The 23,781-nt window shown below is 38.2% G+C and carries 19 protein-coding genes and 2 pseudogenes; 13 read left to right on the top strand and 8 right to left on the bottom strand.

All coding sequences use genetic code 11. From position 1 onward, the window contains the following. Window positions 1-10: 10 nt before the first annotated feature. Genes J2786_RS02815 through J2786_RS02805 form a run of 3 tightly spaced genes read right to left on the bottom strand, consistent with a single transcriptional unit; the run spans window position 11 to window position 3,987 of the window. Entirely contained in the window at window positions 11-1,603 is a 1,593-nt protein-coding gene (locus J2786_RS02815; RefSeq protein WP_047433322.1) for an efflux MFS transporter permease, read from the bottom strand. Next, the gene (locus J2786_RS02810; RefSeq protein ID WP_047431678.1) at window positions 1,596-2,660 is read right to left on the bottom strand and encodes an HlyD family secretion protein; all 1,065 of its coding nucleotides are present in this window, start codon (window positions 2,658-2,660) and stop codon (window positions 1,596-1,598) included. The genes J2786_RS02815 and J2786_RS02810 overlap by 8 nt, the downstream gene beginning before the upstream one ends. A gap of 4 nt (window positions 2,661-2,664) precedes the next feature. Continuing rightward, a complete protein-coding gene (locus J2786_RS02805; RefSeq protein ID WP_047431680.1) occupies window positions 2,665-3,987 on the bottom strand; it encodes a TolC family protein in 1,323 nt (440 codons plus the stop codon). 132 nt (window positions 3,988-4,119) lie between these two features. Between J2786_RS02805 and J2786_RS02800 the strand changes: the two genes are divergently transcribed. From J2786_RS02800 to J2786_RS02750, 11 genes and pseudogenes are all read left to right on the top strand, one after another. Next, a complete protein-coding gene (locus tag J2786_RS02800; protein ID WP_047431682.1) occupies window positions 4,120-4,932 on the top strand; it encodes an AraC family transcriptional regulator in 813 nt (270 codons plus the stop codon). A gap of 99 nt (window positions 4,933-5,031) precedes the next feature. Further along, window positions 5,032-5,463: an RrF2 family transcriptional regulator gene (locus J2786_RS02795; protein WP_047431685.1), complete on the top strand. Its 432-nt coding sequence runs from the start codon at window positions 5,032-5,034 to the stop codon at window positions 5,461-5,463. A gap of 62 nt (window positions 5,464-5,525) precedes the next feature. Then, entirely contained in the window at window positions 5,526-6,302 is a 777-nt protein-coding gene (locus tag J2786_RS02790) for a class I SAM-dependent methyltransferase (RefSeq protein ID WP_310023891.1), read from the top strand. A 275-nt stretch (window positions 6,303-6,577) separates the two neighbouring features. Continuing rightward, window positions 6,578-7,033 carry a hypothetical protein gene (locus tag J2786_RS02785; protein WP_047431690.1) on the top strand — a complete coding sequence of 152 codons (456 nt, stop codon included), beginning with the start codon at window positions 6,578-6,580 and terminating at the stop codon, window positions 7,031-7,033. Between the two features lie 52 nt (window positions 7,034-7,085). Further along, a pseudogene (gene nirK, locus J2786_RS02780) lies at window positions 7,086-8,108 on the top strand (copper-containing nitrite reductase); the annotation flags it as partial. A 116-nt stretch (window positions 8,109-8,224) separates the two neighbouring features. Continuing rightward, window positions 8,225-8,989 carry a formylglycine-generating enzyme family protein gene (locus J2786_RS02775; protein ID WP_310023886.1) on the top strand — a complete coding sequence of 255 codons (765 nt, stop codon included), beginning with the start codon at window positions 8,225-8,227 and terminating at the stop codon, window positions 8,987-8,989. Between the two features lie 5 nt (window positions 8,990-8,994). Further along, complete coding sequence (locus tag J2786_RS02770; protein ID WP_047431704.1) at window positions 8,995-9,558, top strand: SCO family protein; 564 nt, start codon at window positions 8,995-8,997, stop codon at window positions 9,556-9,558. Between the two features lie 12 nt (window positions 9,559-9,570). Next, window positions 9,571-9,996, top strand: coding sequence for a c-type cytochrome (locus J2786_RS02765; protein ID WP_047433323.1), 426 nt, complete (start codon window positions 9,571-9,573; stop codon window positions 9,994-9,996). Between the two features lie 43 nt (window positions 9,997-10,039). Then, window positions 10,040-10,765: an iron-sulfur cluster repair di-iron protein gene (gene ric, locus J2786_RS02760; RefSeq protein ID WP_047431706.1), complete on the top strand. Its 726-nt coding sequence runs from the start codon at window positions 10,040-10,042 to the stop codon at window positions 10,763-10,765. A gap of 13 nt (window positions 10,766-10,778) precedes the next feature. Beyond that, window positions 10,779-13,022, top strand: a complete 2,244-nt coding sequence (locus J2786_RS02755; protein ID WP_047431709.1) for a nitric-oxide reductase large subunit — start codon at window positions 10,779-10,781, stop codon at window positions 13,020-13,022. A gap of 61 nt (window positions 13,023-13,083) precedes the next feature. Further along, a complete protein-coding gene (locus J2786_RS02750; protein ID WP_047431712.1) occupies window positions 13,084-13,536 on the top strand; it encodes a hemerythrin domain-containing protein in 453 nt (150 codons plus the stop codon). A gap of 58 nt (window positions 13,537-13,594) precedes the next feature. Here the strand turns inward: J2786_RS02750 and J2786_RS02745 are convergent. The 4 genes and pseudogenes from J2786_RS02745 to J2786_RS02730 form a co-directional block, all read right to left on the bottom strand. Further along, window positions 13,595-17,080 (bottom strand): annotated as a pseudogene (locus tag J2786_RS02745) (glycosyltransferase family 117 protein). A 264-nt stretch (window positions 17,081-17,344) separates the two neighbouring features. Continuing rightward, entirely contained in the window at window positions 17,345-18,133 is a 789-nt protein-coding gene (locus tag J2786_RS02740; RefSeq protein ID WP_047431718.1) for an SDR family oxidoreductase, read from the bottom strand. Window positions 18,134-18,237: 104 nt separating this feature from the next. Beyond that, window positions 18,238-18,726 (bottom strand): SMI1/KNR4 family protein, encoded by a 489-nt coding sequence (locus tag J2786_RS02735; RefSeq protein WP_052186987.1) that lies wholly within the window; start codon window positions 18,724-18,726, stop codon window positions 18,238-18,240. A gap of 11 nt (window positions 18,727-18,737) precedes the next feature. After that, entirely contained in the window at window positions 18,738-19,331 is a 594-nt protein-coding gene (locus tag J2786_RS02730) for a TlpA family protein disulfide reductase (RefSeq protein WP_310023879.1), read from the bottom strand. 412 nt (window positions 19,332-19,743) lie between these two features. Here J2786_RS02730 and J2786_RS02725 point away from each other — a divergent pair, with 412 nt between their 5' ends. Together J2786_RS02725 and J2786_RS02720 are read left to right on the top strand one after the other, a co-directional pair. Beyond that, complete coding sequence (locus tag J2786_RS02725) at window positions 19,744-22,074, top strand: TonB-dependent receptor (protein WP_047431722.1); 2,331 nt, start codon at window positions 19,744-19,746, stop codon at window positions 22,072-22,074. A 3-nt stretch (window positions 22,075-22,077) separates the two neighbouring features. Next, window positions 22,078-22,893: a DUF4249 domain-containing protein gene (locus J2786_RS02720; protein ID WP_047431725.1), complete on the top strand. Its 816-nt coding sequence runs from the start codon at window positions 22,078-22,080 to the stop codon at window positions 22,891-22,893. 48 nt (window positions 22,894-22,941) lie between these two features. Here the strand turns inward: J2786_RS02720 and J2786_RS02715 are convergent, their stop codons facing one another. Next, window positions 22,942-23,667, bottom strand: coding sequence for a YoaK family protein (locus tag J2786_RS02715; protein WP_047431728.1), 726 nt, complete (start codon window positions 23,665-23,667; stop codon window positions 22,942-22,944). Window positions 23,668-23,781 lie beyond the last annotated feature (114 nt).

The raw sequence follows: 23,781 nt of genomic DNA, 5'->3' as shown, positions 1-23,781 counted from the left end.
ATTATTACAATTATGCAGGTGATAATCTTCGGGATTTCAGATAAAGGGCAGTTCGGTTGAGATATGGGAAAAGAAAAATCAACAGCAATGAGGCAGCAAGAAGCCACACCATCATTTCATAATAATCCATAGCAAAACGCACATGATCCTGCACATTTATTCTTCCTATCAACAATTTATTGGCTGCTTTTACCGCCTTATCTTCAGACATTCCTCTGGAAATCAGTTTAGCCGTCTGCTGATGAAGAAAATGTTTGACTTCCGGATCTACAGCACTTAAATGATCCTGAAAAGCATTATAATGGCGGCTTTTTTCAAACAGTTCAAAAAAATTGATCAGGGCAATACTGATACAAAATCCGAGGTAACGTATCGCCAGTGCTATGGCAGCCGCTGACGGACCAATTACAGCAGGAACAGAAGAAATAATATAAATAATCGTCGGAACCATAATCAATCCCACTCCCAAGCCCTGAATAAATAACGGAATGTAATAATTAAATTCATCAGCCTGAACATCAAAAGAATAATACATTAACCCATGGAAAATAAGCAGCATTAAAAACCCCGGTCCCCAGATATACCGTATATTTTTCTTCTGCAACACCATGCAACAGGCAATAATGACTCCCGCAACCAACCCTGCAAGATTGAAAATATTAATATAAGAAATATGAAACGGATCCAGATGCAGCTCTGCAGCAAAGTAATTATTGACAATCCCTGATGCAAACCGACAGATATACATCACAAAAAGGATCAGCAGACCTACTTTAAAATTTCTGTATTTGAAAACACGCAAATCGACATAAGGTCTTTTGATCGCCTGCTGCCGGAATATTGATATTCCTGCCAATCCAACAATCCCGATGATACTTCCCAGAATCCTGTTATCCTCAAGCCAATAGTATTCCTGACCAAAAATGGTTATATATCCGATAAGGACCAACATAGCGCTGAATAATCCAAAGCTTTGCCAGTCGAGTTTATAGAGATGAAATCTTGCATGGGTTCTGTAGTTGCTCATTGCAAGAGTCAGGAAAATAAGTCCCGGAAGGTATGAGAAAATCGCAGTTTTATAAACAATATTAAAGTTGTAGGAATCAATAAGATCTGCGGTAATCAGATTATTGAATGGTAAAGCACAGATCAGAATCCCGAAGAAAACTGAAAAACTGATTTCTCTCCCTCTCTCGCTGTTCAGTCTCGTAAAAATAAGAGTAAGCGAAAGGTTTACATTCCCGGCAAACAACATTCCCTGTATAAAACGGATAGGAAATAAAATATAAATTTCACGGGTAGAATAACATATCAGGCAGGCAAGAATCTGTAAAGTGGTAAACAGAAGAAAATATTCCTTTGCAGCCAGAAAACTGAAAAACCTTCTTTCCAGACTATAAAATCCTACATAACCTGCGTAAAACAATGCTACAGAAAACTGAATATCCGCAGGCTCGCTTCCGTAATATCCGGCAGCAGCATTCACATTGGCCAGCGGAAGAAAAAATATAATAATTCCCGGCAGCGTCATTGAGAAAAGAATGATTTTAACAAGCCATTCCGGAGCCCATTTTTTAAAATAAGGCATCTGTCTTTTAACCATTGGAATGCTTTTTATCAGCGTATACATTCACATTCATTCCTACCTTCAGAACATCGATTTCTCTTCTTTGTCCATCGACTCTGATTCTTACAGGAATACGCTGTACAATTTTGACATAATTCCCGGTGGAATTATCAGGAGGAAGCAATGAAAAGCTTGATCCTGTGGCAGGAGAAAGGGAAATAATTGTTCCCTGGAATTCTTTGTCCGGATAGGAATCTGCTACAATTTTCACGTGGTCTCCAATGTGCATATCTCGGATCTGAGTTTCTTTGTAATTGGCTACTACCCATTTATCCGTTTCATTATTGACAATAAATGCCAGCGTTTCCCCTGCATCAATCATCTGCCCTACTTCTACAGTTCTTCGTCCCATTCTTCCGTCATAGGCCGCTGTGACTGCTGTATAGCTGACATCCAGTTGGTGACGGTCCAGCAATGCCTCCAGTCTGGCAATTTCTGCCAGAACCACTGTTTTTTCTGCACGGATATCATTAATTTTAGATACCGAAGCGGCGTAAGTATCCTGTGAAGACTTGTAGTCACTTTCATTGACAGCCAATGTTGCTTTCACATCTTCAAGACGCTGTTTAGTCGCAGATTCTTCATCATAGAGCTTTTTATACCGGTTATAATCAAGCTGCTGTTTCCAGACTTTTGCTTTACTGGCATCTACCTGGGCCATTGCTGCTGCTGCTTCCTTCTCTGTTGTACCTGTAGTACTTTCCAGCACTTTCAGCTGGGCACGGGCTTTCTGAAGAGCTGCCTGAGTCTGCTTTTCCTGAAGGATATATTCACGGTTATCAATAATCAAAAGAGTATCCCCTTTTTTTACTTCCTGATTTTCCTCAAACTTTACCGCTACAATAAATCCTCCGGCTCTTGAAATAATAGGATTCACATATTCCTGCACCTGTGCATCGTTGGTCTGTTCATAAGCATAGTAATTTTTCAAGGTAAAACCGCCCCAGACAGAAAGTGCGGCAACGATGACAACTGAAATCCATCCTGTGATCTTCGTGATCATTCTATCGGTGGGAGTATATTTTTTTTTCATTGTATTATAAAACGCCTGTAATGTTTTGTAGTAAATAATAATTGTTCTGTGCCATGATTTTGGCGGCTTCCAGCTCAAATTTTGTCTGAAGCAGCTGTATATCTGCATCCAGCAGTTCTGTAATAAGTGAAGTCTGGCTGAAGTACGTATTCCTGATAATACGTGCATTTTCTTTTGCCTGAGCGACATTAGCTTCTGCAACTTTGATCTGTTCCAAAGCTTCCTGATATCGCAGATAAGCTTCTTTTACCTGTTGTCTTACTTTATCCTCCGTATCCTTGTGAACTTCCTCTTCTTTCTCAAACTCCAGCCGGGCTGCCTTTACTTTATGGGTATTGTGGTAAAGGGAGGAGATGGAAAATGAAGCTTTAATCCCAACGATTCCCAATGAATACCAATAAGGATTGTAGGGATAAAGGAAAATCTGTGGATTGGCATAATAAAATTCACCGTACATCCCAATTTTAGGCCTTACATTAGCTTTTACCTGTTTCAGTTTGATCATACTCAGTTCTGTCTGCTGTTCAGAAACATGGTAATCAAAAGAATGTTCTAAAGCCAGTTTGAGATAGTCATTATATGTTGTATTCTCATTCCACTGATTAAAAGGTGCTTCAGGAATAACAGTCTGCTCATCCGGAATTCCAAGAATAATATTCAGCTTCTGCATCGCGATAAGGATATCATTTTCTATGGTCACCAGAGCCATTTTTCGTTTTGAAAGCTCTAGCTCAATCCTTAAAACATCACTTTTTAAAACCACTCCGTTTTTATAAAGGGTCTGTATTTCTTTCAGCTGTGTTTTCTGATCAGTGATATCCTGTTTGATAAGATCTCTGAAGATTAATGTTTTCTGTAATTCAAGATAAAGCGCTGCCGTTTTGTAATGAATATCTGAAACAGATTGTTCTTTCTGAATATCCTTAATTTTCTGAAGCGTCTGATTTTCCTTAATCTTAAGGTTCAGTTTGTTTCCGTTATAAATATTCAGGTAAAAATCCGCTCCGGCTCTGTAAAGCGTATGGATGACTTCATGCTGGGTGGGTTTGGAAAAAATTCCGTTTTCATAGATAGGAATGTTGGAAGCTTTTTCTGCAGAACCTTTAACTTCAATTTCCGGGAGACGTTCTCTTCTGGCGTCTTTTACTTCGGCTTCGGCAATGTCTACATTGATGGTATTGATTCTGATATGACGGCTGTTTTCTTCCGCTTTTTGCCATGCGTCTTTTAGGGAGAGTCGTATGGTATCCTTTACTGGATTGCCGGGCTGGGCTGATATCGTGGAGGAAATTCCAAGCATCAGCAATCCGGCGACATAAATTTTCATTTGAATTTTTGAATTATTGCACTGCAAATTTATTGGCAATCCGGAAATTTTATTTATCTAAAATAGTCAACTTTTACATGATTCCGGCCAAATGATTATATTTGTATTTTCATTGGTATTCTAAACTTTTGTATGGGACTCATTGCTGCACTTCCTGATATTGATAAAGATGACAAAAGTGTATTTGTCATGCACGAAAAATCCGAAAAACTGATTCCTTTTCACAAACACACGAAAGGACAGCTGAGTTATGTGGAAGGTGGTATCGCCTATATTACGATTGATAACAGAACTTATGTGGTTCCGGCAAGGCACTTCTTCTGGATTCCGCAGGGAATGGAACATATTTTAGAGATCGGACATACAGCAACGGTTCTGCGCTCTCTCTATTTTTATGCTCATGATGATGCTTCAGATCCTTTCTATGGCAGACTGGGGATCTATCCTGCCTCAGAACTTCTGATCCAGATGATTAAATATTCTGAAATCTGGGATGAAAAACATGTTACTGCTCAGGATGAAAATTTCGAATTTTTAGTTGCTCTAAAAAAAATCCTTCCAAAAACCCATCAACAGCCCTTACCTATTATTCTTCCGGCAACCCATAATAAACAGATGATGCGGATTGTATCATATCTGGAATGGAATATCAGTGAGAAACTTACACTGTCTAATGTCAGCAGCAGATTTGGTTTGAGTGAGCGTTCTCTATCCCGTCTTTTCAAAGCTGATATGGATATTTCTTTCCTTCAGTATTTAAAAACATTAAGAATTATCAAAGCCATTGAATTACTTTTGAATACAGACAAACCGATCAATGAAATTGCCGATGATGTGGGCTATAGCTCTATCAGTGCCTTCAGTGATACCTTTCATGAATTTACCCAATCAAGACCATCAGATCTTAGAAAAAGTAATAAAGCTACCCAAAATATGATAGGCTAACCCTTCTGGATGATCTTCATCAGATTTAGAAAAAATAAAAGACTTATTTATCTTTTATTAAAAATATCTTTCTATCTTTGTCACATAAAACTCAGTACAATGTTTTCAAAAACCTGTGAATATGCCTTAAGAGCTTTAATCTATATTGCCCAGCAGTCTAAAAATGACAGCAGGGTCGGGATTAAGGATATTTCAAAAAGCATTCATTCGCCGGAACATTTTATTGCCAAAATTTTACAGGACTTAAGCAGAAAAGGTTTTGTGCAGTCTGTTAAGGGACCGAACGGAGGTTTTTATATGGATCAGAAAAATCTGAACACTTCCATTGCTGATATTGTTAAAGAAATTGACGGTGATAAGCTTTTCTCCGGTTGCGGACTTGGACTTGAACAATGCTCGGAAACGCATCCATGCCCTCTTCATGACCAGTTTAAAAGCATCAGACAGGATCTTCGTATTATGCTTGAAACTTCAAAAATACAAGCATTTGTAGATAACCTGGACTTAAAACTGACCCATTTAAAGGTGTAAAAAAAAAATTTAAAACAATAAAAGATAAAAAGGTATTTATATATTAATTTAATCATAAAGTAATGCATACAGAAAATATTGAAAAAATGTCCGGACACTGGTTATTAGCCAGAATTGGTAAAAAAGTTTTACGTCCTGGCGGTGTTTTCCTGACTCAAAAGATGTTGTCGATGCTGGACATAACACCTGCTGATGATGTAGTGGAATTTGCGCCTGGTCTCGGTTTTACAGCACATCTTACGCTCGAAAAAAATCCTCACTCTTATACAGGGATTGATGCTGAACAAAATGCTGTAGATCATCTGAACAAAAAATTTAACCATACTTCTGCCCTGTTTCAACTGGGAAATGCAGCACAGAGTTTTTTGCCTGGGCAATCAGTCAGTAAAGTGTATGGAGAAGCCCTACTGAGCATGCATGCAGATCACAGAAAAGCAGAAATTATTCAGGAAGCTTACAGAATTTTGAAACCGCAGGGATATTATGCCATTCATGAGCTGGCTTTAAGACCGGATCATCTGGACAGTAATGTTAAGCTGGATATTCAGAAAGAGTTGGCATTAGCCATTAAAGTCAATGCCCGCCCGCTCACTGTTTCCGAATGGACAGGCTTATTAGAAAAGCAAGGATTTACTATTTTGAAAGTTGAAACTGCCCCCATGCATCTCTTAGAACCTGATAGGATTATAGATGACGAAGGGGTCACCGGAGCCATTCAAATAGCTAAAAATATATTATTCAATCCCTCTATCAGAAAGAGAGTTTTTCAAATGAAAAAAATATTCAGAAAGCATGAAAAAAATATGTGCGCAGTCACTATTATTGCAAGAAAAGAATAATTTTTGAAAGTGAAAAAATAAGGTGATAAAAGTCAGAATAAATAAAGTCAAAATACTCTTTTTTCATAAAAATAGATTCTATATTTGTACTGAAAAAAAGAATTAAGTACTCAAAACCAATACATTCTGTTGGTTATCTGCAATTCAGAATTGATGTAATTGCATACCTATTGTAAGTATTAATCACAACAATGTAAAAGACCTTTCTCATTATTGATTTTTTAAAATCAATTCAATAAAAGATAAAAAGGTATTTATATCCTAATAATAAAATAATGAAACTGCATGTAAAAAATCCTCTTGTGCTGATGATGCTTTGTCTGATGACTGGTATTTTTATCACCATCAGTTTTCTGGAAACACCTATGAAGTTTCAGGTCACCGGAATGACTCTTCCTGTAGCGCTTGAGCTGGGAATGATGATGTTTGGAATATCCACCAAAATACAGTTCATTTTTCTTATTCTGATCACTGGAGTAATGTTCATCAGCCGGAAAAGTTATACAAAAACAGATTTTATGATGGTTCTCCTTGTATTGATTATTTTGCTGCTGGAAAACTTCTGGTTGCTCCCTGTTCTTGACACACGGGCTCAGTTGCTATCCGCAGGAAAGCCAGTTCCGTCTTCAGAAATGCATAACTATTTTATCTATGCAGAATCTGTTAAAGCGCTCTTTCTGTGTATCATTATAGCATTGCAATTTACCAGACAAAAAGCAAATGCTGAATAAATTCTGATGGTATTTATCCGGCAAAAAGATTCAAATCATTAATACTCGCATTATGAAAAAGACCCTATTATTTACCGCAGCTTTATTGACGGTAATAACTCTCAGCGCCTGTAAACAGAGTTCTTCAGGAGATACCTCCGATATCACCAATACCGAAAACATCAAAACAGATGGAACAAGTGAAGAATTAAAAATGCCAGCTCCACCCTTGGTTCCGGCACCTGTAGGAAACCGCGCGGCTAAAAAAATTATTGTAAAACTGGAAACAATAGAAAAAACAGGTGAACTCGCAGATGGAACAGAATATAATTTCTGGACTTTCAACGGAACAGTTCCGGGAAGTTTTATCCGCGCAAGAGTTGGAGATGACATCGAACTTCACCTTAAAAACCACGAAAACAATACCTTCCCACACAATATAGACCTTCATGCCGTGAATGGACCTGGTGGCGGAGCTGAAGCAACATTTGTAGCTCCCGGCAAAGAAGCTGTTTTTAATTTTAAAGCATTAAATCCCGGACTGTATGTTTATCATTGTGCTACGGCACCGGTAGGAATGCACATTGCCAACGGTATGTATGGACTCATTCTTATAGAACCTGAAGGTGGTCTTCCAAAAGTAGACAAAGAATTCTACATCATGCAGGGAGATTTTTATACCAAAGGAAAATTCGGGGATAAAGGACTGCAGGAATTTGATATGGATAAAGCGATTGCTGAGCATCCCGAATATGTAGTCTTCAACGGCAATACAGCCTCCCTTTTAGGCGATAAAGAACTCCAGGTAAAAACAGGGGAAACAGTAAGGTTTTTTGTGGGAAACGGCGGCCCGAACCTGACCTCCTCATTCCATATTATCGGGGAAATTTTTGACAAAGTGTATATAGAAGGAGGCAGTAAAATAAACGACAATGTACAGACTACCGTTATCCCTCCCGGAGGAGCATCAATAGTAGAATTTAAAGCAACAGTTCCCGGAGAATATGTGATTGTAGATCATGCCATCTTCAGGGCATTCAACAAGGGAGCTTTAGGTAAGATTAAGGTAACCGGACCGGAAAATCCGGCAGTGTATAAAAAAAGTCAGTAATGAATTGAGATTCATTGGATTTCAAAAAAGAAACAATGAGAACTGTTGCAATTATTTTATGTTGGTTTATTTGTTCAGGAATGATATCCTGTTCTGAAAAGATGAAAAATCCTGAGGGTAAAACCTATGCACAAAAGCAATTAAACCTGATTGTCAGCCAGAAAAAAATGATAAAAATACAAGGTGGAACCTATAAAGCATTCGTAGGAAAAGATTCAGGAAGGATTGTAAAAGTACAGACTTTCTATCTGGATGACAGCCCTGTTACAAACAGGGAATATCTTGAGTTTCTTAAAGCAAATCCTCAATGGACAAGAAGCAAAGTAGTAAGACTTTATGCAGACAGCAATTATCTGAAACACTGGAAAAGCGATTATGAAATTCCGGAAGGAATAAGTCCGGATGCTCCAGTCACTAATATTTCATGGTTTGCAGCTGAAGCCTATGCAAAAAATACTGGAAAAAGGCTCCCCGATATTGATGAATGGGAATATGCTGCATTAGCTGATCAAAAAACGACAAATGCCTCTGAAGACCCTGCTTTTACCGATTATATTCTGAAAGCCTACCAAAAAAAGGATAAAAACAAACAACCTATAAAACAGGAACCACCCAATTATTATGGAATCTACAATATGTACGGAATGGTTTGGGAATGGACTTATGACTTTAATTCAGTAATGATGAGTGGAGAATCCAGGAAAGACAATACGGTGAATGACAACCTTTTCTGTGCCGGAGCAGCAGTAACTTCTTCTGATTTAAGAAACTACGCTGCCTTTATCCGGTACGCATTAAGAGGAAGTATAAAAGCAAATTACTGCCTTAATAATCTCGGATTCAGATGTGCTAAAAACAAAAATTGACCTTTATGAAAAATATAACCCTGATAGTACTGGCCCTGATCATGATATCGTGCGGTAAGAAAAATGAAGAAGTAAGCCCTGATTCTATCTATAATGTACAGACAAACTGGGAAAAACAGGATGGTAAAAACATTAAATTCTCAGATCTGAAAGGAAAAGTACTGGTAACCGCAATGATTTTCACTTCCTGCAAAACAGCCTGTCCGAAAATGACCGCGGAAATGAGAACCATTTCCCGGAAAGTAGGAAAAGTAGATCCAAAGGATATTCAATATGTATTAATCTCCATTGATCCGGAAAATGATACTCCAGAAGTCATGAAGAGATACCTGTATATGAACAGGTTTGATGAAAAAGAATGGACTTTCATCCGTGGTAGTGAAGAAGATACCCGGGAACTGGCCAATATAATGGCTGTAAAATATAAACAGATCTCTCCTATAGAATTCTCCCACTCCAATATCATTACAGTGTATTCAAAAAAGGGAACTCTGGCTTTTCAAAAAGAAGGTTTAGATAGCAGTTACGAAGCTATTGTACACGAAATAAAAAAACAAATACAACTTTAAATGGATAAGATTATGAAAAAATTACTTGTAACAGCTGCGCTGTTTTCACTTGCTGTAACTTCATGTTCAGATAAAAAAGATACAGATCCCATTCCTCAGGCATCAGAAACCAATGTAATGCTGGAAGAGCCTAAACCTCAGGAAGCAGCCCCGGCAGCCGCTCCTCTTTCGGGAGCTGATGCAGAAATCACAGAAGGAAAATCCCTTGTAGAAGGAACAGACTGTTTATCATGTCATAAAATTGATTCAAAACTTGTTGGCCCCGCCTATCAGGAAGTGGCAGCAAAATACAAAGAAGCAGATGTTGATATGCTTGCACAGAAAATTATTGACGGCGGTAAAGGCAACTGGGGAGAAATTCCTATGACACCTCATGCAGGATTAAGTAAAGATAATGCCAAACTGATGGTAAAATATATCCTGTCCCTTAAGAAATAGGTAAAAAAATTTAAAATAATAAAAGACAAAAAAGTATTATATTATGAATACAAGAACAGACTTTATAGGAAATATGGTTGCTGAAGATTTCAGAACGGCCGCAATTTTTAAAAGACATGGCATTGATTTCTGCTGTAAAGGCGGAAGAACAATTGAAGAAGCCTGCAGCAATAAAAAACTGGCTCCGGAAAAAATTTATGAAGAACTGGAAGCCCTGCCAAAAAATGAAGGTTCTTCAATTGACTTCAACAGCTGGCCTCTCGACCTCCTGGCTGATTATATTGAGAAGACCCACCATCGTTATGTAGAAGAAAAAACTCCCATTTTACAAGCTTTTCTTGATAAATTATGCAAAGTTCACGGAGACAGACATCCTGAATTATTCGAAATCAATACCATCTTCAATGAATCTGCACAAGATCTGGCCGCTCACATGAAAAAGGAAGAATTGATTCTGTTTCCATTTGTAAGAAATATGATCAAGGCAAGAATATCCGGTGAAGCTCTGCCCCAGCCTGCTTTCGGGACCGTTGAAAACCCTGTGAATATGATGAAACATGAGCACACGGTGGAAGGTGACCGCTTCAGAAGAATCGCTGAAATTACGGATGAATATCTGCCACCTGCAGATGCCTGCAACACCTATAAAGTAGCTTTTGCCATGCTTCAGGATTTTGAAAATGATTTACATCAACATATTCATCTTGAAAATAATATCCTTTTCCCAAAAGCAATCCGACTGGAGAAAGAATTTGCTGTTGAATCTTAAAAACTAATACAGAATGACACCTAAAAAACTTTGGATATGGCTTGCTGTAGTAATGGTTGCTTCGTTTGCTGTTCTTATTTTCTATGGAACTGAAATTTACAGAAAAATCCCCCCGATTCCTGAGAAAGTAGTAAGCACAGACGGAACTGTGATCGCTACCAAACAGGATATCAAAGACGGGCAGAACGTGTGGCAGTCTATTGGAGGACAAACGGTAGGAAGTATCTGGGGACATGGTGCTTATATTGCTCCGGACTGGACGGCAGATTACCTTCACAGAGAATCTGTTCTGCTGCTTGATGAGCTGGCGAAAAAGGATCATAAAGTTTACAAAGAACTTCCGGATGATGAACAGGCTAAATATCAGGTATTGCTTAAAAAGGAACTTCGTACCAATACCTTTAATGAAAGTAAAAATGAAATTGTATTCTCTCCTGAACGGGCAGAAGTACAGAAACAGCTTTCACAGTATTATTCAAAATTATTCATGAATGATACTTCCATGGCTCAACTCCGTGATCAGTACGCCATCCCGAAAAATACCATCAAAGATACTGATAGAATGGCTAAGATGAATGCCTTCTTCGCATGGAGCACATGGGTATGTATCACGGAAAGACCAGGAGATGATGTGACCTATACCAATAACTGGCCGCATGATGAACTGGTAGGAAACGTTCCTCCGCCCTCACTGCATTTATGGTCCGGGTTCAGTGTATTGCTCCTGTTGGGATGTGTGGGTCTCCTGGTATTTTATCATGCAAGAAATAAGGAAGAGGAAATCAGTGAAACACTTCCGCTGGAAGATCCGCTGCGAAATATGAAGCCTACTCCTTCCATGAAAGCTACATTAAAATACATCTGGGTGGTTGCTTTACTTATCCTTGTTCAAATGCTTGCAGGAGTTGTTACCGCTCACTATGGTGTAGAGGGAAGCGGGTTTTATGGCATTCCTCTGGATCAGTTTTTACCGCAGTCGGTTTCCAGAAGCTGGCATGTACAGCTCGCGATATTCTGGATTGCTACCTCATGGCTCGCCACAGGACTGTATATTGCTCCCGCAGTTTCGGGACATGAACCAAAGTATCAGAAACTGGGAGTGAATATATTATTCGGAGCCTTACTGATTGTTGTATCCGGATCTTTAACCGGGCAGTGGCTTGGTGTTATGCAAAAGCTTGGGCTGGTAGACAATTTCCTTTGGGGACATCAGGGGTATGAATATGTAGAACTGGGAAGAGTCTGGCAGATCTTGCTGCTGGCTGGCCTTATTCTATGGCTGGTTTTAATGGTTAGAGCCCTTCTTCCGGCATTAAGACGTAAAGATGATGACCGTCATTTATTGACACTGTTTACCCTTTCAGCCGTAGCTATTGCATTATTTTATGGAGCAGGATTAATGTATGGCAGACAAACCCATATGGCTATTGCAGAATACTGGAGATGGTGGGTAGTTCATCTTTGGGTAGAAGGTTTCTTTGAAGTATTCGCAACCGTAGTCGCTGCATTTTTATTTACAAGATTAGGATTATTGAGATTAAAACATGCCACCAATGCGGTATTGTTTTCTACCATTATTTTCCTTGCCGGAGGTATCCTTGGAACCTTCCATCATCTGTACTTCAGTGCAACGCCTACTGCTGTATTGGCATTGGGAGCCACTTTCAGCGCCCTGGAAATTGTACCGCTTGTATTGATTGGGTATGAGGCGTATCAAAATTATCAGTTGAGTAAATCAACGAAATGGATTCAGGCCTACAAATGGCCGATCTACTGTTTCATAGCCATGTGTTTCTGGAATTTTCTGGGAGCGGGAATCTTTGGATTTGCCATCAATCCTCCTATTGCATTATACTATATTCAGGGATTAAATACCACCGCTGTACACGGTCATGCTGCCTTGTTCGGTGTATATGGAATTCTGGGGATAGGATTAATGATGTTTGTTCTGAGAGGACTTTATCCCGACAGACAATGGAACGACAAATTAATTGGCTGGGCTTTCTGGATGATTAATATCGGACTGCTGGTCATGGTAACGATAAGTCTTCTTCCAATCGGTATTATGCAGTCTGTAGCCTCTATAAAAGAAGGTTACTGGTATGCACGTTCTGCAGAATTCATGCAGACAGACATTATGCACTTCCTGAGATGGATGCGTGTTCCGGGAGATATTTTACTGGCTGCAGGTGAGCTGCTTCTGGTAATTTTCATCATCGGACTTAAATTGGGTTGGTCGTTGAAAGAAAAACGTTAGCATTCTTTATTCAAGCCTCATGAGTTAACTTGTGGGGTTTGATTATTTTAAATAAAAATTCATGAAACGTAATGAAAATATTGTCCCCCTTTCCAAAGATCATCATTTCGGGCTTCTCTGCAGCTGGAAAGTAAGACAGGGACTGAAAAAAGAAACTGAAGTTTCCCGGATCAGAAATTATATCCTGTATTTCTGGAAACAGCATCTGAAGCAGCATTTCAGAGAAGAAGAAGAAATTCTGTTTCTTTATCTTGAAGATGAATATACAATTCGTATACAGAAAGAACATAGAGAAATTGAGGATATTATTTCAGCAATGAGTTCCTCAGAAAATACAGATCTTATCTCAGATTTTGCAGACCTTCTGGAGCAGCATATCCGTTTTGAAGAACGTGATTGGTTTCCCCATCTGGAGGAAAAACTGGATACTTCTGCTCTTGAGAAAATAGGATCCGGACTGCAAGAAATTCATAACAAAGAACAGGACGATTATGAAGATGAATTCTGGAAATAAACCTGCAGTATATTAAAAAGCCTTTAAACATTAAATTTAAAGGCTTTCTCATTATTATTTATTGTGTTACACTGATCATCGCATCTCTAATTTCAATTTCTTTTTTCCTTGAATATGCAGAATCAAACGGCTCCATGACATTGAATAAATATTGATAAAAAGGAGCGATCTGGCGTACGTTTTCAGCTGCCTTACCCGCTTTTTCTTTGCCCATCTGTTGAAGTCCCTTTATAAAAACACTGAATTTCTTATCTACAGGATCTATTGATTTTAAAAGGTAAGCATGGGCTTTTTCATTCTGACCCAAAGTTTTATAAGCATCTGTAACAGCTGCAACAACAAGCGCATACTCCATCGGTTTTGATCTCATTTGTCTTTTGGCTGCTGACTTAAATGAAGGAGAAAGATTTTGATAATAATCATATTCTTCAAATATTCCTTTTTTGAGCTTTTCTGCCAACTGAAGTCCTTTCTGTTCCTTTCCTGCAACAATATATCCGTTCACCATAGCACTTAATGAACGCGGGTCATTGTATTTCTCAACAGGGATTTCTTTTGCGGCAAGATCCAGTAACTCCAGCGCTTTAGCTTTCTGCCCGCTTACTACAAGTGCTGATACGGCCCTGCTTACTGACGTTCTATAGCCCAAAATATTGGAAGTAGCCGTTTCATCATAATGAATACTCAGATCTTTAAAATTTCCCCATCTGAAATTTTTCACCACCTGGTAAAGAGAATTGGGATCCACCCTTCCTTTATCTCCATCCGGACTCTGAGGAGTATGAATAGGAACCAGCCTGTAGCTGAAGCCATCAAACTGAAGATATTCATCCAGATAAAAGATATTTTCGCTGTCATACATTCCTCCTGACGAGAAATTGACAGGCCGTTTCCACTCGAAATTGGCCAGCATATCCAGCATCATCAGATTGCTTTTGTAAAGAGTATTGGCTTCATAGTTGATCATAATCCTGTCTACTGCTTTTGGAAGATCTTCCTGGGTAATAATTCCCGATTTCACTGCATTTTCTTTGTTGACTGGAAGGATAAATTTGCTCACCGGAAGAATGTTGTATTTTTCATATTGCTTTTCTCCAAAATACATCTTCAGCAATTCATCTTTTTCGGATGATTGTAATTTCAGGAATTTCATGGCATCCTTCAGGGTCATTGAATCCTCAGTCAGGTATTTTCTGAATTCCTGGAAAGCAGTATCCGGAGCTCCCTGTTCTTTCAGCATCTGGAAAAGTCCTTCCCAATCATCTTTTTTCATCAGATAGACCTGATCATTAACGCCATCTCTATATTCTTCATGCGTTAATTCACCCGGAATTCCCATGGCATTGTAAGTTCTTCTTTTCATCTGATCAATATTCCATGGAGTGGCTAAAAGGGTAAAGTTGACCGTTTTCACATCATCCCTGAATCTTTCTGTTTCCTGAATGGCCCAGACCGGAAAAGTATCATTATCGCCATAAATAAAAATAATATCATCTTTAGGCAGCGATCGTAAAAATGACCAGGCATAATCGCGGGCTGCTGTCTTCTTGCTTCTGTCATGGGAAGTATAATTCTGGAATCCCATCATAAAAGGAATTCCCAGCAATACAACTCCCAGCATTATATTGACCGCATTGGATTTAATCTTAGACTGAGCAAGCCAAAGTATTGCTCCTGCTCCCAGACCTATCCAGATGGCAAAGGCATAGAATGAGCCTACCATAGCATAATCTCTTTCCCTTACTTCAAACGGTTTTACTCCGGTGTAGAAAACAATTCCTATACTTGTCAGAACAAACAGCGAAAGCATCGCATAAAATCTTCCGAAGTCTCTGTTCAGCTGGAAAAAGAAACCAATCAACCCCAGAATCAATGGTAAAAAGAAAAATCTGACGGTACTTTCATTTTTAAATTGGGCTGGCATACGATCCTGGTCGCCCAGCAAAGCATTGTCAATAAAAGAAAATCCTGAGATCCAGTTCCCATTGGTATTTTCCATATGTCCCTCAAGATCGTTCTGTCTTCCTACAAAATTCCACATCAGATACCTTACAAAGTAATATCCGTTCTGAAATGATATAAAATAATCCATATTCTGAGCAAAAGACGGGCGCTGCACCTTGATCAAATCATAAGGTTTCACTTTCAGATAATCTTCTGCCGTGATAGAATCGCCTTCATATTTTGCTCTCAGTTCTTCGAAAATCCTTTGTGCTTCCGGATTGTCTGCAACGTCTTCGTTATCGTAATTGAAAGTAAAATCTGGAGCTCCGTACAAAGAAATATAGTTAGCCATCACCTCTTTATCTTCATTGAACATTCTTGGCATAAAACTGATGTGAGACTTATTAAAAACATAATTGAATCTTTCTCCGGTTTTTCTGTAAGTTCCGGTTTTTTCATCTTTTTCGTAAATATCTCCGGTGATGTCTCTTTTGTAACTTCCGTCTTCATCTTTTTCCATTCCGTTTTTATCAAGAAATGCGGTGTAATTCTGTCCGTACATGGTAGGCCAGTCACCGTATTATGCTCTGTTATAGTAATCTCTCATTCCAATGGCTGTATCGGGATCATTAAGGTTCATTGGAGGATTAGCATTAGCTCTGATGGGAATTACGAGCCAGCATGAGAATCCAATAATCATATAAACAAGGGATAAAACTGCAGTCTGGTATATCTTCTTTTGGGTTTTTCCAGCATACTTAATAAGGAGATAGCTTATTACAGCCATAACAACAAATGCCACAATTGTTCCTGAATGGAAAGGAAGTCCCAGCCCGTTCACAAAGAAAATTTCAAGCTTTCCGAACATTGTCATAATCAAAGGGAAAATAATCTTGAATACGAAGGCCAGAATTCCAAGCGTAATCAAATTCGCCACTATAAAACCCTTCCACGAAAAAGTATAATTTCTTGCATAATAAATCAGACATATGGCCGGAATAGCCAGCATACACATCATATGCACTCCCACGGAAAGCCCAATGATGAAGAAAATAAGGATGATCCATCTCTCATTGTCAGCTGATTTATATTCATTTTCCCATTTGGTAATGAGCCATACCAGCAACGCTATAAACATAGAAGCCATTGCATAGACCTCTCCTTCTACTGCTGAAAACCAGAAAGTATCTGAAAAAGTAAAACATAAAGCACCAATCACTCCTGCAAACAGCACCGATATTTCCTGATGTTTTGTAATTTGTTCAACATCTTTATGTAAAAGTCTTCGTAAAAAATGGGTAATTGTCCAGAATAGAAACAAAATAGTAAAAGCACTGAATAATGCTGACATGGCATTGATTACAATAGAATAATTTTCAGCATTTCCCAACGCAAAAATACTTGCCACAGCTCCCATAATCTGGAATAAAGCGGCTCCCGGGGCATGAGTTACCTCCAGCTTCACGGCTGAAGAGATATATTCTCCACAATCCCAAAAGCTTAAGGAATGTTCTATTGTTGAAAGATAAGTAATAAGCGCAATAGCGAAAAGAAACCATCCCAATACGGTGTTCCATTTTTTAAAAGACCAGTTTTTCATATCATATTTTCCAATATGTATATGACAATTGAGCGAAAGGGTTTATTACATTTATCTTATTTTATTCTCAAGTCACAAAAGTCTTAGTATAGTTTAATTAAGTTTAAAAACAATGCTGCAAAAAGTCGATATAAGGAGTAAATCAAAGATTTCAAATAACTTAAGTGTACTTTAACACTCAAAATAGAAAGCTTAGAAACAAATTCAAAAACTTTTGTAACTTTTGTTGTTTAAAGGAATTTATATTTCTTAAATGGTAAAATTTTAATACGTATTATTCAATCCTCCATCCAAAGGAATACTTGTTCCGGTAAGATAATTTGAATATTCTGAAGCCAGGAAAGCCACCAGATGACCATATTCTTCAGGCTGTCCGAATCTTTTCATCGGAATCTTATTTTCTCTAGCCTTTTTTATTTCCTCTGCTGCTGTACCACTTTGCTGAGCTTCATGAGCAACGAGTTTTTGAATCCTTTCAGTATCAAAATATCCGGTTAGAACATTATTTACCGTGATATTGTGTTGTGCAATTTCATTGGAAAGCGTTTTTGCCCAGGCGATTACTGCGGAACGGATAGAATTGGACAGGGCCAGATTTCCGATGGGTTCTTTTACGGATAAAGAAGAAACATTAATGATACGCCCTTTTTTCTGTTGGATCATATGAGGCAAAGCCAGCAATGTTGTTTCACAAACCGTTTTAAAGAGAAGATCAAATGCTTTCTGATAATCATCTGTACTTTTATCCAGTGCTAAACCAGGTTCAGGACCATTGGTATTATTAACCAGAATATCTATCGAATGATCATTGAAAAATCCCGCTATAATTTTCTTATAACTTTCAAAATCCGAAAAATCAGCTACCAGATATCCATGTTCCTGTTCGGGATTGATGACCGGCAGTGAAGAAACGAAATCTTTAAGTTTGGCTTCATTGCGGGCCATAACGGTAACATTAGCTCCACATTTTGCCAGTTCGAGGGCAATTCCGGCGCCTATACCTTGTGTAGCTCCCCCTACTAAAGCATTTTTTGAAAAAAGTTGAATGTTCATAAGACCTTTGGATATAATAATTGATATAGATAAATGTAAGAAAAAACCTCCGGATTATATTTTGAAAATTTAATTTTTAAATTCATTGCTGACAGAAAAAAGCATTAAAATACAAACGGATACACCTCGCTTAATTGAGGATGAACAGTATTCAGGGCTTTATCAAACTCCTGCCGAACCGGTTCCGGGATATGGTCGTATTCATCCAAACAGTCATCCAGCTGACGGATAATGAACGCCATTTGCAGCCATTCTTCAAAATTAATAGGCATCGGTTTCAGTTTCTCATCATCATGATCATAGAAAAATATCTGATGATCTCTGTCCATAAACCATCGGTCACCTTGTCCGTTAGCGGCAAAACACCAGTAATCTGGTAAGTTACTTTCTTTATTTTCATTGACTGCATCTACTGAATTATACAGAATAGTCTCAGAAGAAATTTCCATTGTTTTTATTTGAGTAACCAAAGTTTTATACCTTTCAGAGAAAGGAAACACTATATTCTTTGGAAAATTCTGCACGCTGCTTTTTTCTTTCAGGATTTCAGTTTCTATTTCTGTAAGAGCAGGCAGGATAAAGGGAATCATCATTGGATTGCAAATTATGGCTTTTGGTTCAACAGTTCATCAATCTGTTTATAAAATGAATCTTTACTGTAATCAGCAAGTCCTTTATGATGCAGACGGATTTCTCCTTTTCTATCCAGTACAACGGTTGTTGGTAAAGATCCACTATACAATACATCAGGAATATTTCCAGCTGGTGTAAGAAAAGGAACCGTAAAGCCCTTCTCTTTTAAATACGATTTTCCCAGGCTAACATTATCATCCAGATTTACGGTAAGAAATACCATATCCGGATTATTTTTGTATTGATCATACAGTTTCTGGACAGACGGAAATTCTGCACGACACGGAGGACACCATGATGCCCAGAAATTAATAAAAACCACTTTATTCTGTAATGCAGGAGAATCTATTATCTTTCCTTCCTCATTTTTCAGCATAAATCCGGCATAGGAAACTTTAGCTGAAACATTTTGCGTTTCTTTTGACTCTGATATACTGGAATTAAGGAATCCTGTAGAAGCAACCTGCCTCATCAGCCATGCCTTTGCATCCTTATTTACTAAAATGATAATAAACAATAGTGTAAGTACTACAGTAGAGCCATTTTTTCTTGACCAGGTCTTCATATTTTCCATATTCTTCCGCTTAATTCCCTGCCAATATAAGGTTAATATTTTGATCAAAAGCCATAAGAACAGTTTTTAAAGCCATAAGCATTAATCCCGGGGATTTAAACAACAATAACCTGTAATTACACCCTGTTAGTAATAAAATTCACCAGACAACCGTTAATAATTTAGTTTTTAATATAATCAATGAAAAACAAAGAGATAATTCAATATACTATGCATAATATTATCTTTTATGCAACATACTTATTTTTTAATTGCTCTTTACATTTTCAAAAATCTGATTTTCTAACGGATTTATTTCATAATTAATACATTACATGTAACAAATCCCCTATTCATCCAACTCATTGAACATCTTTAAAATATTAACTCATAGACCAGAGATCTACTACTTTAAAATAAACTAATGCAAACATCCTTTCTAAAAATTACCGCTGCCACCGCTGCGCTCTGTTTCAGTACACTGGCAATGGCCCAACAAACGTATTCTGTAAGTGGAACCGTGAAAGACAAAAAAAACGGTGAATTGCTCATCGGAGTCTCTGTAAAAGTAAGTGAAGATCCCTCCATCAATGTTGTTGCCAACGAATATGGGTTTTATTCTCTTTCATTACCTGAAGGAAATTATACCCTGATTATTTCCTATCCGGGATATCAGGATTTTGAGCAGAAGATCAACGTGGATCAAAATATAAAACTCGATCTTCCCCTGCTTCCATCAGAATCTGTAGAAAAAGCCATTGATGAGGTGGTGATAACCGGCATTAAAAAGGATAAAAACTTAACATCAGCTCAGATGGGAGCAGAAACGTTAAGCATTAAAAATATAGAAAAACTTCCTGTTCTATTCGGAGAAAAGGATGTTATGAAAACCATACAGCTTTTACCAGGTATTAAAAGTAACGGTGAAGGAAGCAGCGGGTTCAGTGTAAGAGGTGGTGCTACCGATCAAAACCTGATCTTACTGGATGAGGCACCTGTTTATAATGCCTCTCACCTTCTTGGATTTTTCAGTACATTCAATAGTGATGCCCTGAAAGATGCCAGCATCATTAAAGGAAACAGTCCCGCACAATACGGAGGCCGCCTTTCTTCTGTATTGGATGTTAAAATGAAGGACGGAAACAACAAAGACTATAATGTAAATGGAGGAATTGGTCTGATAAGCAGCAGACTGAGTGTAGAAGGTCCTATTCAAAAGGAAAAATCATCATTCATTGTTTCAGGAAGAAGAACGTATGCCGATTTGTTTCTTAAAACCAATAAAGATTACAAAGACAACAAATTATACTTTTACGATCTGAATCTGAAGGCCAATTATCAGATCAACGAGAACAACCGTATTTACCTTTCCGGATATTTTGGAAGAGATGTTCTGGGATTGGGAGATACTTTCAATACAGACTGGGGAAATACAACAGCAACTTTGAGATGGAACAGTATCATCAGTAGTAAATTATTCTCCAATACATCATTCATCTACAGCAATTATGATTATAAAATCAGTCTGAAGAATGACGATACCGTATTTGATTTAAATTCAAAAATCCGTGACTGGAATCTTAAACAGGATTTTACCTGGTTTGCAGGAAACAAGCATTCTGTACGTTTCGGTCTGCAGTCTATTTATCATACCCTTACCCCAAGCAGTGCTTCCGGTACCACAGTGAGCAGTTTTGCTAGAAATCCGAGATACTCATGGGAGAATGCTGTTTACATCAATGATGATTATAAAGCAACGGAAAAGTTAACTATCAATTATGGAGCAAGACTTTCCATGTTCAGTGTACTGGGAGGCGATACATTCAACACCTATGAAAATGGTGTGCTCACCGACAATAAATTCTTAGAAAAAGGAAAATTCGGGAAAACCTATGTGAATATTGAACCTCGTATCAGTGCCAACTACCGTATCAACGAAGTAAGCAGTGTAAAAGGAGGTTATTCCAGAAACACCCAGAATCTTCACCTTTTGAGCAACAGCAACAGTGGAAACCCTACCGACCAGTGGATAGGAAGCAGTTACACGGTAAAACCGGAAATTGCAGATCAGATCAGCTTAGGGTACAGCAGAAACTTCAACAACAATAATTACGAATTGAACGCTGAGGTTTATTATAAAGACATGAAAAACCAGATCGACTTCAAAAATGGTGCTCAGATTGGTTTTGATACGGGAGCAGATGTAGAAAGCGAGCTGCTGTTCGGAAAAGGAAGAGCGTATGGGCTGGAACTTATTGCCAAAAAGAAAAGTGGAAGACTGACAGGATGGATTTCCTATACCCTTTCTAAAACGGAAAGAAAGATCAACGGCATCAATAATAATGAATGGTATAATGCCAGAATGGATAAAACCCACGATTTATCCATTGTTGCCACCTACCAGCTTAATCCGAAATGGAGTTTTTCAGGGCTATTCGTTTACAGTACAGGAAATGCTGTTACCTTCCCTACCGGAAAATATGAGCTCAACGGCCAAACCATATTCCAGTACAGCAACAGAAATGCAGACAGAATGCCGGCCTATCACAGAATGGATTTGAGTGCTACTTATGAACCAAGTACCAATAAACGATTCCGTGGTTCATGGACCTTTGGTATTTACAACCTATACGGTAGAGAAAATGCTTATACCATCAACTTTGAAAACAATCCTGATCGTCCCGGAACAACACGCGCAATGCAGACCTCTTTATTCCGTTGGGTACCTAACATCACTTATAATTTCAAATTCTAAATCATGAAAAATACATTTTATATCATATTATCTCTCTTTGCATTAACTTCTTGTGAAAAGGAGATCGATCTTGATCTGAATGATCAAAGCGGAAATATCGTCATTGAAGGGAATGTAACCAATCAGTCAGGGCCTTATACAGTGAAAATCACAAAATCAGTCGGGTTTTCCGAACCCAATCAGTATCCGGCAGTCACCGGAGCTCAGGTGGTTTTAAGCGATGATACAGGCCAGACTGAAACACTTCATTATACAGGAAACGGTATCTATCAAACCACCACTTTTGCAGGAACACCCGGCAGAACGTATACATTGAAAATACAGGCAGAAGGAAAACAATATACTGCCCAAAGTACAATGCCTGAGGTGGTCTATTTTGACGGCCTGGAGCAAAGTTCTTTTAAATTTGGTGATAAGACCACCTATACCCTTTTACCGCTTTTTACAGACCCAATGCCTTTAGGAAACCGTTATCTTTTTAGTTTTACCATTAATGATCTGCCTAAAAAATACATGAATACTTTTTCAGACAATGTAAATAACGGCCTACCAAACCAGCAGCCTCTCATTCTTCCCAATGACGATAACAAAGGCCGGGACCATGAAGTAGTGCCAGGAGACAAAATCCATGTGGAAATGCAGTCTATCGATACCAATGTCTTTACTTATTACAGTGCATTACTTCAGATTTCTGGCGGTAATGGCGGAAGCGCTACCCCAGCCAATCCTCCGAGTAATATCAGCAACGGAGCATTGGGGTATTTTTCAGCCCATACAACAGATACGGAAACTTTTGTGATCCAGCCTGTTACTCCATAAATTTAAAAAGGATATTCGCAACAACGGAATATCCTTTTTATTGTATTTCTATCTGAATTTTCTTTTCAAAGCGTAATACCTGTAAAGGAACTTATCATACCTTATTACGCCAAACAGTAATCCTGCAGTCACAAGCAGTGTTTTGAGCTGAATTATGCTATAAACTAAACCACCAATCATACCTCCTGCAAAAAAACAGGCAATAATCACCAGTTTCAGAGTAATATTTTTTTTAAGCTGCTTCTTTTCATTTTCCCTTTCTTTAAAAAAGAGTTTTGAAAGCTCTATTCCCAGATCAGTAAATAATCCCGTAAGGTGAGTCGTTCTTACCACAGATTGTGATACTCTTGTTACCAGAGAGTTCTGAACACCCATTGCAAAAAGTAAAAGCCCTGCAACTGTGTTAGGAGATATTGCGATTTCCAATCTTTCATCACCTGCTATTCCCACAAAACCTAATATCAGAATTTCGGTAATCAAAGGAATGAGATGGGGACGGAACATTTTATGTCCGGATGAAAACTCAACCATGAAACTGGAAGAAAATGCACCTCCCAAAAAGCAGATAATGAAGATAAAATAAGTGAAAGCTTTGCCATAATGATCGAGTAAAATTTCCTCTGAAAAGAAAGCAAAATGTCCGGTTATATTCGTCGTAAGGACTTTCACAGACAAAACACCGGCAATATTCACTATTCCTGCAACAAATGAAAGTACTGATGCAAGCTTAAGGTTGTGAAAATAGGTTCTGTTTTTTCCTCTGTGTCTGAACATTGTAAATTTCTGTAAGAACTTAACCTTCCAGGAAAAGGAACAGCTGGATACAATAAATAAGTAAAAAAAAATAATTAGAAATGTCAGCGTCAAACTGTGAAAAACATGTCCGCT

Origin of the sequence: Chryseobacterium vietnamense, assembly GCF_031454475.1 — a bacterium.
In the GTDB taxonomy this organism is placed as follows: domain Bacteria; phylum Bacteroidota; class Bacteroidia; order Flavobacteriales; family Weeksellaceae; genus Chryseobacterium; species Chryseobacterium vietnamense.
This window is presented reverse-complemented; position numbering and strand designations above follow the sequence as displayed.